General features: G+C 70.4%; 9 protein-coding genes and 1 pseudogene. 5 read left to right on the top strand and 5 right to left on the bottom strand.

Annotated features, from left to right (window positions below):
* The first annotated feature begins 497 nt into the window (after positions 1-497).
* The 5 genes and pseudogenes from OG329_RS08610 to OG329_RS08590 form a co-directional block, all read left to right on the top strand.
* Positions 498-2,051, top strand: coding sequence for a TIGR02677 family protein (locus OG329_RS08610; protein WP_405793852.1), 1,554 nt, complete (start codon positions 498-500; stop codon positions 2,049-2,051).
* Complete coding sequence (locus tag OG329_RS08605) at positions 2,048-3,394, top strand: TIGR02678 family protein (RefSeq protein WP_405793851.1); 1,347 nt, start codon at positions 2,048-2,050, stop codon at positions 3,392-3,394. Before OG329_RS08610 ends, OG329_RS08605 begins: the two co-directional genes overlap by 4 nt.
* On the top strand, positions 3,391-7,548 hold the full coding sequence (locus OG329_RS08600) for a TIGR02680 family protein (protein WP_405793849.1): 4,158 nt from the start codon (positions 3,391-3,393) through the stop codon (positions 7,546-7,548). The genes OG329_RS08605 and OG329_RS08600 overlap by 4 nt, the downstream gene beginning before the upstream one ends.
* Entirely contained in the window at positions 7,545-8,795 is a 1,251-nt protein-coding gene (locus tag OG329_RS08595; protein ID WP_405793847.1) for a TIGR02679 family protein, read from the top strand. The genes OG329_RS08600 and OG329_RS08595 overlap by 4 nt, the downstream gene beginning before the upstream one ends.
* Before the next feature lie 134 nt (positions 8,796-8,929).
* Positions 8,930-9,637 (top strand): annotated as a pseudogene (locus OG329_RS08590) (Tn3 family transposase); the annotation flags it as partial.
* 44 nt (positions 9,638-9,681) lie between these two features.
* Here the strand turns inward: OG329_RS08590 and OG329_RS08585 are convergent.
* The 5 genes from OG329_RS08585 to OG329_RS08565 form a co-directional block, all read right to left on the bottom strand.
* On the bottom strand, positions 9,682-9,876 hold the full coding sequence (locus OG329_RS08585; RefSeq protein WP_405802234.1) for a hypothetical protein: 195 nt from the start codon (positions 9,874-9,876) through the stop codon (positions 9,682-9,684).
* Between the two features lie 173 nt (positions 9,877-10,049).
* A complete protein-coding gene (locus tag OG329_RS08580) occupies positions 10,050-10,502 on the bottom strand; it encodes a DUF6069 family protein (protein WP_405793845.1) in 453 nt (150 codons plus the stop codon).
* Positions 10,503-10,515: 13 nt separating this feature from the next.
* Positions 10,516-10,761, bottom strand: coding sequence for a hypothetical protein (locus OG329_RS08575; RefSeq protein WP_405793843.1), 246 nt, complete (start codon positions 10,759-10,761; stop codon positions 10,516-10,518).
* A gap of 11 nt (positions 10,762-10,772) precedes the next feature.
* Positions 10,773-11,786 carry an RNA polymerase subunit sigma-70 gene (locus OG329_RS08570; protein WP_405793841.1) on the bottom strand — a complete coding sequence of 338 codons (1,014 nt, stop codon included), beginning with the start codon at positions 11,784-11,786 and terminating at the stop codon, positions 10,773-10,775.
* 505 nt (positions 11,787-12,291) lie between these two features.
* Positions 12,292-12,957, bottom strand: a complete 666-nt coding sequence (locus OG329_RS08565) for an HAD-IA family hydrolase (RefSeq protein WP_405793840.1) — start codon at positions 12,955-12,957, stop codon at positions 12,292-12,294.
* Between the last annotated feature and the right edge of the window lie 6 nt (positions 12,958-12,963).

The following is a 12,963-nucleotide window of genomic DNA, read 5'->3' as shown; positions in this document are numbered from 1 at the left end:
TCAGCATCGCCGAGTTGCAACGTCGGCACCTTCTGCCGGTCCCGGACACTGCCCGTCGTTCCGCACCCGCACCACAACAGACCCAACCCATCCCCGGGACCGAGGGAATCGTGGCGCGCGAGCCGCATGCCGTAAGGCCACTCACCGCAGAGAGGAGCGCTCCGGCAGGCGCTCCCGCGCGGCCACGGAGGAGCAGGAATTCCGGCGACACGCAGTCGTCCCGCAGAAAGCGACAATATCCGTAGAGGTCTTGATGACGGTGACGCATTTGCCCCACCGAGGGCGGGTGCCCGGCGCTACCTCCCGACTCACGGACCGGCCCCTGCTTCTGCACGGAGACGAGCAGCGGACCGTGTTCGCCGTCGAGTCCGAGCGCGCCGTGCCACGAGACCGCCCGATTCTCGCCGGTTGAGTCTGTTGTTCCGTGACTCGCCCCTGAATGCCGGTGCCTCCCTCTACGGTGGAGATCCGGGGGTAACGGGGGAGGGGCGACAGGCGTGCGCAGGGTTCCACCGGAGATGTTCCGGTTCACGACGGTGGAGAGGTCCGATCTGTACGGGTCGGTGCTGGACGTCTTTGGCGTGGCCGGTGAACACCTGGAGACGGCGCTGGGGCTCGACGCGGTGCGAGAGCGGCTGCGCGGGGTCGGCTGGGTGGCGGCGGTCGAGGATGAGGAACTGCATGAGGCGCTGAGAAAGCTCGTGGAGTGGGAGCTCCTGGACGTGGTGCACAACCACGCGGAGAACTACCGCACGGCCGAGGAATACGAACGGCGCAACCTGCAGTATTCGCTGACCCGCCGGGGCGAGGCCGCACTTGCCGGAGTGCGGCACGCGCTTGAGGTTCTCGCCTCCACAGGCGCGCTGCAGACGGCCGTGCTGGAGGCAATCACGGACCGGCTCGACGAGCTGTGCCTGCTCTCCGGTGAACCCGCGTCGGCCGATCGGCGGATCTTCAGCACGCTGCGGGAGCTGGAGGGACATCTGGACGCTCTGGTCGAGAACACCAAGGCGTTCAACGGTGAACTGCAGCGCCTCCTGCGCGCCGAGGGCGCGGATCTGGAGGTGTTCCGCGAGGTCAAGGCCGCCACCGTCGCGTATCTGCAGGAGTTCCTGGTCAACCTCGACCGGCGCGGGCAGGCGGTCGCCGCCGCCGTGGCCCGGGTGGAGGAGCGGGGGACCGCCGTACTGCGCGAGCGGGCCTTGCGAGGGGCAGAGCTCCCGCCGGTGGCCGGTGAGGATCCCGCGGCCGGCTGGCTGGAGAGCAGGAGGGCACGCTGGGCGGGCCTGCGTGCGTGGTTCCTGGCGGACGACGGTGCCCGACCGCGTATCGAGCAACTGCACGACATAGCCCGGCGAGCCATCCTCTCGCTCTTGCAGGTTCTGGAACGGATCAACGAGTCGCGGCGCCGCTCCTCCAGCGCCGTGCAGGACTTCCGGGAGCTGGCACGCTGGTTCGCGGCGGCCCCCGCGGAAGAGGACCTGCACCGGCTGTGGTCGACGGCCTTCGGGCTCGGTTCGGCACGCCATGCCCATCTCGCCCACTCCGACCCCGAGCTGATCCCGTCGTCCCATTCCTGGTCCGAGGCCCCGCCGGTGGAGGTGTCGGCGCTGCTGCGGACCAGTGGTCGGACGGAGCGGTTCACTCGCACGGCCAAGGTGCGGGACGTCGCGGCTGTCAGGGCGGAGCGTGCCGAGCGGGCTCGCGCGGAGCGAGCGGAACTCGCAGTCGCCTGGCAGGTGCTGGAGACGGACGAACCTGTCCGTCTGTCCTCCTTCGGCACGTTGGATCCCGCCGTCTTCGACCGATTGCTCGACCTGTTCGGCCGCGCCCTGGCCGCCCGGCCGGACGCGAGCGGCTTGCGGCGCGCCACGACGGGAGACGGCCGGGTGGAGATCGCCCTGGCACCGCCTTCTGATGAGCGCACCGCTGTACTGAACACCGAGAGGGGCTCACTGACCGGACCGGACTACGTCGTCCACATCACGGCGGCGGGTGGAGCGAGCGCCTCCTCGGCCCTCCGTGCCACGCCGCAGGAGGCCGCGGGATGAGCACCCTCGCCAACCAACTGGCCGCCGCGGAACGGGAGGAGGTCGCCCGCGCCATCCGTCTCCTCCTGGCCCGCCCCCTGCTTACCGAGACCGCCGACCCGACTGGCTTCGAACTGGTACGACGCCGTCGCGAGCCGCTCGCCCAATGGTTCGACTACACCTGCGGCTGGAGCCTGGTGGTGGAGCCCCGCCGCGGTTATGCCCGCCTCACCAAGGTGCGCGCCGACCCGGACGGCTCCCGTCCGGCTCGTAGGGCACGTTCCGGCCGGGCCCCGTTCGACCGGCTGCGCTATGTGCTGTTGTGCGTGACCGCGGCCGAGCTGCTGTCGATGCCGATGACGACCATCGGCATGCTCGCCGACCGCGTCGTGCAGGCCACAGCGGCCGACCGGGCACTGGCCGCGTTCGACCCGGTCCGCAAGCCGGAGCGGATGGCGTTCGTCGACGTGCTCAAGCTGCTGGAGTCCTGCGACGTGCTGCGCGCGGTGGATGGCACGACCGAGGCGTACGTCGAGTCCGCGGAGGCCAAGGTCCTCTACCGCGTGGACACCACCCTGCTGATGCGGTTGCCCGCCGCGCCCGTCGGCGCCTCCCGACTCGCCGTGCCCCCGGATGAGGTGCCCGCGCGGTTCGACGAACTCCTCACCGGGCTGGTGCGGGAGCGCCGCTACGGCGGCGCGGTCGTGGACGCGACGGTCGACGAGACGCACGGTGAGAGTGTCGCCACCGACGCACAACGCAATCTGAGGCTGCGCCACTCGGTGCTGCGTCGCCTCTTCGACGACCCCGTGCTGCACCGGGCGGACCTCGCCGATGACGAGCTGGCCTACGTCTCGTCTCTGACTGGACGCCAGATCCTGCGTCGCTCGGTCGAACAGGCCGGCTTCCTCCTGGAGGAACGCGCGGAGGGCTTCCTGCTCGTGGACCCGGACGGGATCGCCACCGATATCCGCTTCCCCGACGACACCTCCACGGCCAGGGTTGCCGCACTGCTCCTTCTGGAGCCGCTCTGCGCCACTCCCGCCGGAATGCTGCCCGAACAGCTTGCCCAGGCCGGAGCGGGTCTCCTGCGCCGCTTCCCGCGCTGGGCCAAGGCGTATCAGTCCGAGGACGGCGCGGTGCGGCTTTCCGACGACGCGGTACGTGTCCTGCGTGATGTCGGACTCGTCCGCGCGGCCGGGGGGCGTGTCGTCGCATGCCCGGCCGCGTACCGCTATCGCCTGATGGAGACGACGAGTCCGGATCCACATGACGAGCTCGGACCGGGGCGGGACGTGAGCCGGCGTGAGAGGGCAGGCGCCGTGGTTTCCGGTGGCGTTGCGGCAGAAGGGGATCAGCAATGAGTGTGACAGAGCTTCCGGTTCCGCGGAGGCCGGAGTCCGCCGAGTCGCACGTGGCAGCGGCGACGGCGGTGGATGCGGCCCGCAGCCGCTGGCAGCCGCACCGCACGGGCATCCTCAACGTCTGGCGCTACTACGACGAGACCTTCACCTTCCACCAGGGTCGCCTGCTGCTCCGCGGCCAGAACGGTTCCGGCAAGTCCAAGGCCCTTGAGCTTCTGCTGCCCTTCCTCTTCGACGCCAGCCTGCGCCCCAACCGCCTGTCCACGTTCGGCGGTTCGGAACGCACCATGCACTGGAACCTGCTCGGCGAAGGCGCCTCCGGCAAGACCCGTGTCGGGTATGTGTGGATGGAATTCCGCCGCGTCGGCGACGACGGCACCGAGCGGTGGTTCGGCTGTGGTGCGCGTCTCCAGGCGAGCGTGCACACCAGCGGGGTACATGCCGACTACTTCACCACCGGCTCCAGGATCGCCCACCCCACCGGCGTGTTCCTCGTCAACGAGGCAGGGCAGCCGCTGACACGCGCAGCGCTGGTGGAGGCCCTGCGCGACCGCGGCGACGTCCATGCCTCGGCCACCGACTACCGCACGGCCGTACGACGTGAGTTGTTCGCCGGCATGGGGGAGCAGCGTTATGAGTCGCTGTTGTCCGCCCTGCTCCAGTTGCGCCAGCCCAAACTGTCCGAACGGCTCGATCCGTCCTTGCTCTCCACGTTGTTGTCCCGCGCCCTTCCCCCCTTGGCTGAAGGCGAGATCGCCGAACTCGCCGAAGGCTTCGAGCGGTTGGACCGCCAGCGCGAACACCTCAAACGGCTCGACGACGAGGTGACAGCGGCAGAGACCGTCGCATCCCGGCAGCGCGCCTACGCACGACGTGTCCTGCGTGCCGGCTCGGCAGCGCTGATCTCGGCGACCACGGAGATGGACGACCTCACCCGCGCCGCACGCCAGAGCGCCGAGGAACTCGAACAGGCTCTGACAGAAAGGGAGTCCGCTCAGGCCCGCCGTGAGGAAAAGGAACTGCGCGCGCACGCCCTGGAGGAGACCGTCGAGGGGCTGCGCGACAGCGACGCGTACAAGCAGGGCGAGGAACTCGACCGGCTTCGCCGTCGCTCGGACGAAGCGGCAGCCGTCGCCGGGCGACAGCGTGCCACCGCGCAGGCCACGCAGATCAGCGCGGAGGAGGACCAGAGACACGCCGACGAGGCGGCGGCCCGGGCCCGCACCTTCGACGAGCACGCGCGTGAAGCCGCCGAGGAAGCACGCAGGTCGGCCCGGGCGGCGGGTATGGAGTCGATCCATCATGAGGTGAAGACGCTCCTCGACGCGGATTCCGCAGGGAACCTCGCAGACAGCCCGGGGCACGAGGCCGGTGGCCGTAGGCCCTCGGATTCGGCCGGTACACCCACGGCGGGCAAGGACGGGGCACGACAGGCCCGCAGGCTGCTGCGGGGTGCGGTCACCGCCCGACGCCAGCAGGTCCTCCTTGTCACCGAGGCGATGGACGAGCACGATCGCGCGGTACGCGACCGGGGTGTCGCCGAGAGTCTGCTGGAGGACGCCCGTGCCCGGCTCGCGGAGGCTATCGCCCAGCGGGACGAGGCGTCCGAAGCCTGGGACAGTGCTCTTGCCGTACAGGCGGAACGGCTGCTCGCCTGGGCCGGCGACTGCGCGGAACTGTGTATTGCCGACGCCGGGGAACTGGCGGCCAGAGCCGCGACCGAGGCCGAGGTGACGGCCCTGGTCGACGCCGCCGCACGCCCGCTGGAACAAGAGATCGCCACAGCGGAGGCCACCGCGCGAGCCGCACGTATGAAGCTGCGGGACGAGCGGAGCCGACTTGAGGAGGAAGTCCGACGGCTGAGCGACGAGACCGACCTGCCGCCCTTGCCCCCTCCCACCCGCACCACCGTCCGCTCGGCGACGGCGGGCGCACCCCTGTGGCGACTGATCAGCTTCCACGAAGGTGTTCCGCTCCCCGTGCAGGCCGCAGTGGAAGCGGCACTGGAGGCATCGGGCCTCCTGGATGCATGGGTCAGCCCCTACGACGGGATCGTCCTGCCGGGGCACGACACCCGAGCCGAGGCGGCCCTGGCTGTGAGCGCCTCGGGGCCCAGTCTGCTGGAGGTGCTGAAACCCGAGGAGGACATCCCCGTCCCGGTCGACACCGTGACCCGCATCCTCGCCGGTGTCGCATACGGCACTTCACTGCCCGGCGGTCACCCCGCGGCCGTCTCCGCAGCCGGTGCCTGGCGTCTCGCGCTCGCCACTGGAACGTGGGACAAGCCGGAACCCGCTTACATCGGTGCCCTCGCGCGGCAACGGGCCCGGCAGCGCAGGATCGGTGAACTGACCGAGCACATCAGCGAGACGAACGCCTCCCTCACCGCGCTCGACGACCAACTGCGCGGCCTCGGCGCTCGCCGCGCCCTGCTGGACGCAGACCGCGCGGCTCGCCCCGACCACCGGAAACTCGACATCCGTCGGCGTGACTGGGACCGAGCCGAGGAGAAGGTGGCTGCCCGGGACGATGCCGTGCGCGACGCGTCTGCCCATCTTGGCCGGTGCGAGACGATGGTGGCAGACGCTCTGCGCATGCTCAGCCGACGGGCGGCCGAACATGGACTGCCCACCGATCGCGACCGGCTGCATGAGCTCTCCTCCGACATCGATAAGTTCAGGGACATCGCCGACAGTTGGGTGGACGCTTGTCTCACCGCGACCGCCGCCGCCGACAGGGCTCGTCAGATCACCGCGCAGGCAGTCCGCTCGCACCGAGCTGCCGAGGAGCAGTGCGAGAACAGCGCTGCCGCCGAAGCCGAGGCGACGGGACTCAAGGCGCGCCTGGAGGCGGTGGCGGCCACCGTCGGCGAGGACTACCGGCAGATCGTCGCGCGCGTCGCCGAGGCGCGCGACGAACTGCGACGCTGCCGTGACGAGGCCGGCCGGGCGGCCGATCTCCTCCTGCGACTGGAAGGCCGTATCGGAGGTCTGCGGGCAACCAGTGGTCAAGATGCCGAACGACGGGAGCGAGCCGTCGCCACCCGGGACCGCGCGGCGTACCGGTTCCGGCACCTGTGTCTGGTGGGGCTCGCGGAGGATGCGGGCAGCACACCGGACCTCGAGACCGGAGACGGCGCGAAGGCCACTCTGGAGGCCGCCCGTGCCGTAGCCGCGAAGTGGCCCGGCATCCCGCATGCCCCACGCAACCTGAGCGATGCCGCGACCCGCCTTTCCGAAGCGGTCCACGAAGCCCGCCAGCGCCTCGGCGCCCGTGCCGACCTGGACCTGGAGCCCGACGACGACATCCAACTGTTCACCGCCACCCTGGACGGCATGCGGGTGGGGGCGACGGGCCTGCTCACCACGCTCACCCAGGAGCGCGACCGCAGCCGTGACGACATCACCACCGGGGAGCGCCGCCTCTTCGACCAGATCCTCACCGGCGACATCCGCCGTCACCTCGCCGCCCGCATCCGTCAGGCCGGCGAACTTGTCGACCGCATGAACGGGCATCTGGAGCGGGTTCGTACCGCCTCCAAGGTCGCCGTCCAGCTTGTCTGGGACGTCCGTCCGGATCTCCCGGAGGGGACCCGCACTGCCCGTCAGCTGCTGCTCAAGGACCCCGGCCGAGTCGACGAGACCGACCGGGAGGCCCTGCACGCTTTCTTCCGCGCCCGTATCGAGGAGGCCAAGGGCAGCGACACGGCCGCGAGCTGGGAGGAGCAACTCGGCGAGGTGCTCGACTACACCGGCTGGCACCGCTTCACGGTGCGCCTCGATCGGGCGAACGGAACCGGCTGGCAGCCGCTGACCAGGAAGCTGCACGGCGCACTCTCTGGAGGGGAGAAGGCCATCGCCCTGCACCTGCCGCTTTTTGCCGCCGTCGCCGCCCACTACGAGGCCGTGCCGCTGGCACCCCGACCCATCCTGCTCGACGAGGTTTTCGTCGGTGTGGACGCGGTCAACCGCGGACAGGTCTTCGCCCTGCTCACCGCACTCGACCTTGATCTCATGGTCACCTCCGACCACGAGTGGTGCACCTACGGCGAACTACCCGGCATCGCCGTCCACCAACTCCTCACCGACGGGGACGACGACGCTGTCACCAGCGCTCGCTTTGTCTGGAACGGCACTGATCTGGAGGCGGGATGACCTGGAACGAACCGCCCTCGGGTGAACGCACCCTGCGCAGCCCCGAACTCCGCCCGCTCTGGCACACGGTCCACAGCCGACTTTCCTCCGGCCGCACCGTCACACGGGTGCGCTTGGGACCGCTCGACGAAGCTCAGCGCGAGGCTCTCGCCGACCTTCTGGGTCTGGACCGCTTGCCGGATCCTCACCCCTCCGTCTCACTGGCCCGCCTGGAAGAGGCCGTCACTGAGCTGTCCGGCCTTTCGGTGCGTGAAACTGTCACCGAACTCGTAGGCCCACTGGACGATCGCGCGACAGAACGGCGCCGCAAGGAAGATGAACGTGCCCAGCTGTGGGCATGGTTGGACGGTCATGCCACCGTGCGGGCTCAGCCCGCGCTCGCCGGCTGGACCGCGTCGTGCCGAGCCACCGGCCTGGTCGGTGGCTCACCGGAACTGACCCGAACCCTGCTCGCAGACGCGTTGACCGTGCTCGCGGAACTCCCGGCCCAGGCTGAGCCCCTGCCCGTCTTCGCCGCCCGGGTCCTGAAGGGCGACTCTCACGCACTCGACGACGGAACCCGCCTGTCCACCCTTGTCCTTCGTGCTCTGGCGACTCTTCACGACACTGTCGCGCCGGAATCCGCGGGGGAACGGCGCGCCTTGTGGACTTGCGCGGGCGTTGCCGACGACGACCTGTCGTCCACCGTTCTCGTCGGTGGACTACGTCCGGCAGGTGAAGGACCGCTTGCCCGTGTGGCCCGTGTCTGCGCCGAGGCTGGTCAGGCCGCCAGTCTGACTCTCGCCCAATTGCGAGCCCCGGGCGAGTTCACCCTCGCCTCCGATCCGGCACCCGTCGTCCACGCCGTGGAGAACCCCAGCATCCTGGCTCTGGCCGTACGTCGCTTCGGTCCCGACTGCCCGCCGCTTGTGTGCACATCCGGCTGGCCCAACAGTGCGGCCATCCACCTCCTCCGCCTTCTCGCGGATCAGGGCGCAATCCTCCGCTACCACGGCGACTTCGATGGCGAAGGCATCCGCATCGCCGCCTATCTCCTGGACAAGACGCCGGCCCTCCCCTGGCGCATGACGGCGGTGGACTACCGCGCCGCTGCAGCCCGCACATCGCACGGACCCAAGCCCGGCCGACTCACCGAGGCTCCCTGGGACCCCGAGCTGACCCGTGCCATGAGCGTCTACGGCACCGCCATAGTCGAGGAGCTGGTGGCTGACGTCCTGCTGGCAGACCTGGTCGAAGCGATCGAGTGAGGAAGCTGCTCCGGCCAGTCGTGACGCTTGTTTGACGCTCCGAGTGCCCAAAGGCCCCTCCGGCAAAATCGGTAGTTCCTGGAGGTCCGCACACGCCGTTTCCCGGTGCATGGTGCCCTGGTGGGGCTGATCGGGTGAAATGCCTGGGCCGCGATCCGCCAGCCCCTGAACCCGCGGGCGTTCAACGCGGAGCTGAAGAAGCGCATGACCGCGGCCCTGGACCAGCTCTCGGCCGCGCTCGCGAACACGGCGAGAGCGAAGCGGCCCTGCGGCACGTACGCCGGCACTTCATCACCGTCGACAACCTCCGCGCCGCGGTCACCCGGCTGGTGAACGGCACCTTCGCCGCACGCGATGGCGCCTGGTGGGGGCAGGGCACCGCGTGCGCGTCGGACTCGAAGAAGTTCGGGTCCTGGTCCAGCAACTTCATGACCGAGTACCACGCCCGCTACGGCGGCAACGGCGTGCACGGCGCGAGCGTGGTCGGGTTCGCCTTCACCGAGCTGCTGAACTTCCGCCTGCTGCCGCGGCTGAAGAACATCGGCAGCATCCGCCTGTACCGCCCGGACACGTCCCTGCCCGGCCGGCCGGCGGTCGGTGCCTCGCTGACGCGGCCGATCCGCTGGGAGCTGATCGAGCGGCAGTACGACCAGATGGTGAAGTACGCCACCGCGCTCCGGCTCGGCACCGCCGAGGCCGAGCAGGTGTTGCGGCGCTTCACCCGCGGCGGCCCCGAACACCCCACCTACCAGGCCCTCGAAGAACTCGGCCGCGCCGTACGCACGCTCTTCGCGTGTGACTACCTCGCCAGCCCCGGTCTGCGCCGCGAGATCCACGGCGGGCTGCAGGTCGTGGAGAACTGGAACAGCGCGAACACCGTGCTCCACTACGCAAGGACGGCGCTCTCACCGGGCCGGACAAGGAGCACGCCGAGACCTAGATGCTCGCGCTGCACCTGCCGCAGTCCGCGCTCGTACACGTCAACACGCTGCTCGTGCAGCAGATCCTCGCCGAACCGGCGTGGCCTGACCGCACCGTTCTGGTCGAACGTCAACCCGTACGGCACCTTCCGCCTGGACATGGACAAGCGCCTCGACCTGGCATCCACGCTGGCCCGCCCCGTACCTCGTCGGTGCCCTCGGCCCCATCGGCCGCCCTCGCCGACCGCGACCGCCTGCGGGCGGTCAGGAACCTGGCCGGGATGGAGGAAGACGGGCCGAGGGCACCGACGACGGAGATGTCCGTCAGAGATCGTCAACCCGCTCGGGTGCCCAGACTCCGCGTCAGGGTCGGGATCATCACCGCTGCGGGGACGAGGTGTAGCCCGAGGAGGGCGGTGGTGGTGGCCGTGGTTGCCCCGAAGAGAAGGGGCGGGATCAGCGAGATGGCGGTCAGCGATATGGCCGTCCACACGAATCGCTCGGCGGGGCGAGCGCTCAGGCGCAGCAGGGCGGCGGCAATGACGATGCCCACGGCCGAGAAGAAGCCGGTCACGACGGCGATGCCGGACAGCGGGATGGTCTCGCCACCATGGACCTCGAAGTCGGCGCCGGCGGCCCGGGCGAGCGCGGCGGCGAGAGTGGTGGCCGCCGCCGCTGCGAGCGTGGCGGTGAAGCCGGTGCCGACGAGGCGGCGGAGTCGGTGGGTGTGGCTGGTGCGGTCGGCGCCCGGGCCGGTTACGACGGCGGTTTCCTTCCTGCTGTTCATGTCGTTCCTCTGGTCATTCGGTAAGGGCCCGGCTTCCGGGCGGAGTGATGATGCGCACCTTGGCCGTGCGACGGTAGGGGTTGTGCAGGGCGCGGACGCCGGTGCCGCGGAGCCAGAACGCGGCGTCGTGTCCGAGGACCGGCCCCGGCTCGCCGTCACGTAGCTCCAGTTGCACCCGGCCACGGGTGACGACGCAGAACGCGTTGTGCCATTCCTCCGCGATCACGGCGATGCGTGCGCCGGCGCGCAGCGCGAGCATGTGCACCGGGTTTACTCGGTGCCGTCGGCCGGCAGGCGCTCCGGCAGTGCGAGCCGCGGGAACTGGTCGTCGTGGAACGTGGTGATCTCGGTGATCGTCCCGCCGGTAACGCGCAGGACGTCGATCGTCAGCGGCAGGTACGCGCCCTCGGACTGCTGCCAGAGGTAGAAGGCCAGGGCGGGCTGCCGGTTCACCGAGGTGGGAACGGCGCGCAGGCCGGTCATGCCCTCGAAGCCGCTCTCGGTCAAGAAGTTCACCACTGCGTCACGGCCGACGTACAGGCCGGGCGTGGGCGGCATCGAGAAGCGGACGTCGTCCCGCAGCATCGAGGCGAGCGCCTTGACGTCCGTGGCCACGCTGGCTTCGGTGTAGCGGTGCACCAGCTCACGCGTGGTGGCGTCCTCCTCTCCGCCGGTCCAGTCCTGCCGCTCGGCGGGCAGGTGCTCCCGCATCCCGGACCGGGCGCGCTGGAGCGCGCTGTTCACGGAGTTGACGGAGTCGCCGAGGAGTTCCGCGACGTCCTTCGCCGGCCAGCCGAGCACGTCCCGCAGGATCAGCACGGCCCTCGGGCGCGGCGCGAGGTGCTGGACCGCGACCAGGTACGCCAGCTCGATCGTCTCCCGCGCGACGGCGACGGTCTCCGGCTCGCCCGCGTCACCCGCGGGCAGTTCGTCGAGCAGCCGGTCCGGGTAGGGCTGCAACCACCGCGCCTCGCCGCCGGTCGCGGGCTCGGGGCGGCGCTTGGCGAGCAGGTCCAGGCAGGCGTTGGTGGCGATCCGGTACAGCCAGGCCCGGAACGTCGACCGCCCCTGGAAGGTCTCCCGCCGCCGCCAGGCACGTAGGAACGTCTCCTGCACGGTGTCCTCGGCGTCCTCGAACGACCCGAGCATCCGGTAGCAGTGCACGTGCAGCTCCCGCCGGTGCCGCTCGGCCAGCCCGGAAAACCCTGACTCGTCAACCTCGCCCAGCCCGCGCGTACCCAGCCCGCTCATACCCAGGTCCTCCAGCATGGTGTTTACGCTCATCACGTCATCCTTCCGTCTCACCCTGTCCGGTCATACATGTGACGGGCGCGGTCGCGAAAACTCATCACCAGGGTCGGTCGGCATGGCTGAGCAGCCGGAATGCCCCCGCCGTCCCGGCCGACGACGTCTGCCCGCCACCCGACTCCGGAGTGTCGGCAACTCGAGCCGGAAACCAACGTCGATCGGCTCGACCGGCTCTCCCGCTCCGTGCTGCACCTGGTGACCCTCGGCGCCGACCTGCGCGTGCGCGGCATCGAGCGCGCGGGCCCGCGGCCGGATCGGCGGGCGTCGCCCGAGGCTGACCGCGGACCGGGCTGCGCTCGCCCAGCGGCTCTACGACGAGCGACCAAGCCCAGCGAGCTACCAGCGGGTTAGTTGTCCCCTGGTGTCTGAGCCAGGACTTCGGGGCCCGGTCCACATGTCCCGCCGGCCCTCGGCAGGCCCGTCTCGCCCCGGCCCGCACACGGGAGCCCCGCCGCCGCCATGGCGCCGGGGCTCCCGTGGGTCAGCGGGCGGCGGGTTGTCCGAGCAGGGCCAGCAGTTCGCCCGGGGTGCGCAGTACGGCGGCGGGGCGCATCGCCAGGAGCGCCGGTTCGTCGGTGTCCGCCCATACCGCGGCGATCCCGGCGATACCCGCGTCGCGCGCGCTGGCCAGGTCGGTCACGGCGTCGCCCACCATGACGGTGTCGTCCGGCTTGGCGCCGAGCAGGGTCATGGCGCGGAGCACGATGTCCGGGGCGGGCTTGGCGCGGGCCACCTCGTCCGAGCCGATCACATGGGCGAAGTGGTGCAGCGCGTCCAGGCGCCGGAGCAGTGACCTCGCGCGCTCACCGCTCTTGCCGGTGGCGACGGCGAGCCCCACCCCGCGGCGGTTCAGCTCGGTCAGCAGCTCGCGCACCCCGTCGAAGAGCGGGACCTGTCCTTCCAGCCGGTAACTCTCCCGTACGAAGGGTTCCTGGAGGGCGAGCGGCAGACCCATGATCCGCATGATGTCCGGGAAATAGCGGCCCAGATGGCGGGTGTACTCCGGGAAAGGCGCCGGGCCGTCGCCGACCGTCTCCCGGTAGGCCACGGCGAACGCCTCGCGCATCACGGGGAAGCTGTCGACCAGCACCCCGTCCATGTCGAAGATGACGTGGCGCGGTATGCCCGTCAGGGAACGCATGGTCATGTCTCT

It is taken from the genome of Streptomyces sp. NBC_01506, assembly GCF_045040295.1.
Classification (GTDB): domain Bacteria; phylum Actinomycetota; class Actinomycetes; order Streptomycetales; family Streptomycetaceae; genus Streptomyces.
The sequence above is the reverse complement of the archived record's forward strand: the minus strand, read 5'-3'. Positions and strand labels throughout refer to the sequence as shown.

Coding starts and splice junctions, on each gene's coding strand:
- OG329_RS08605 (WP_405793851.1), top strand. CDS start 2,048: ATGAGCACCCTCGCCAACCAACTGGCCGCCGCGGAACGGGAGGAGGTC.
- OG329_RS08600 (WP_405793849.1), top strand. CDS start 3,391: ATGAGTGTGACAGAGCTTCCGGTTCCGCGGAGGCCGGAGTCCGCCGAG.
- OG329_RS08595 (WP_405793847.1), top strand. CDS start 7,545: ATGACCTGGAACGAACCGCCCTCGGGTGAACGCACCCTGCGCAGCCCC.
- OG329_RS08585 (WP_405802234.1), bottom strand. CDS start 9,876: ATGTCCAGGCGGAAGGTGCCGTACGGGTTGACGTTCGACCAGAACGGT.
- OG329_RS08580 (WP_405793845.1), bottom strand. CDS start 10,502: ATGAACAGCAGGAAGGAAACCGCCGTCGTAACCGGCCCGGGCGCCGAC.
- OG329_RS08575 (WP_405793843.1), bottom strand. CDS start 10,761: ATGCTCGCGCTGCGCGCCGGCGCACGCATCGCCGTGATCGCGGAGGAA.
- OG329_RS08570 (WP_405793841.1), bottom strand. CDS start 11,786: ATGAGCGTAAACACCATGCTGGAGGACCTGGGTATGAGCGGGCTGGGT.
- OG329_RS08565 (WP_405793840.1), bottom strand. CDS start 12,957: ATGACCATGCGTTCCCTGACGGGCATACCGCGCCACGTCATCTTCGAC.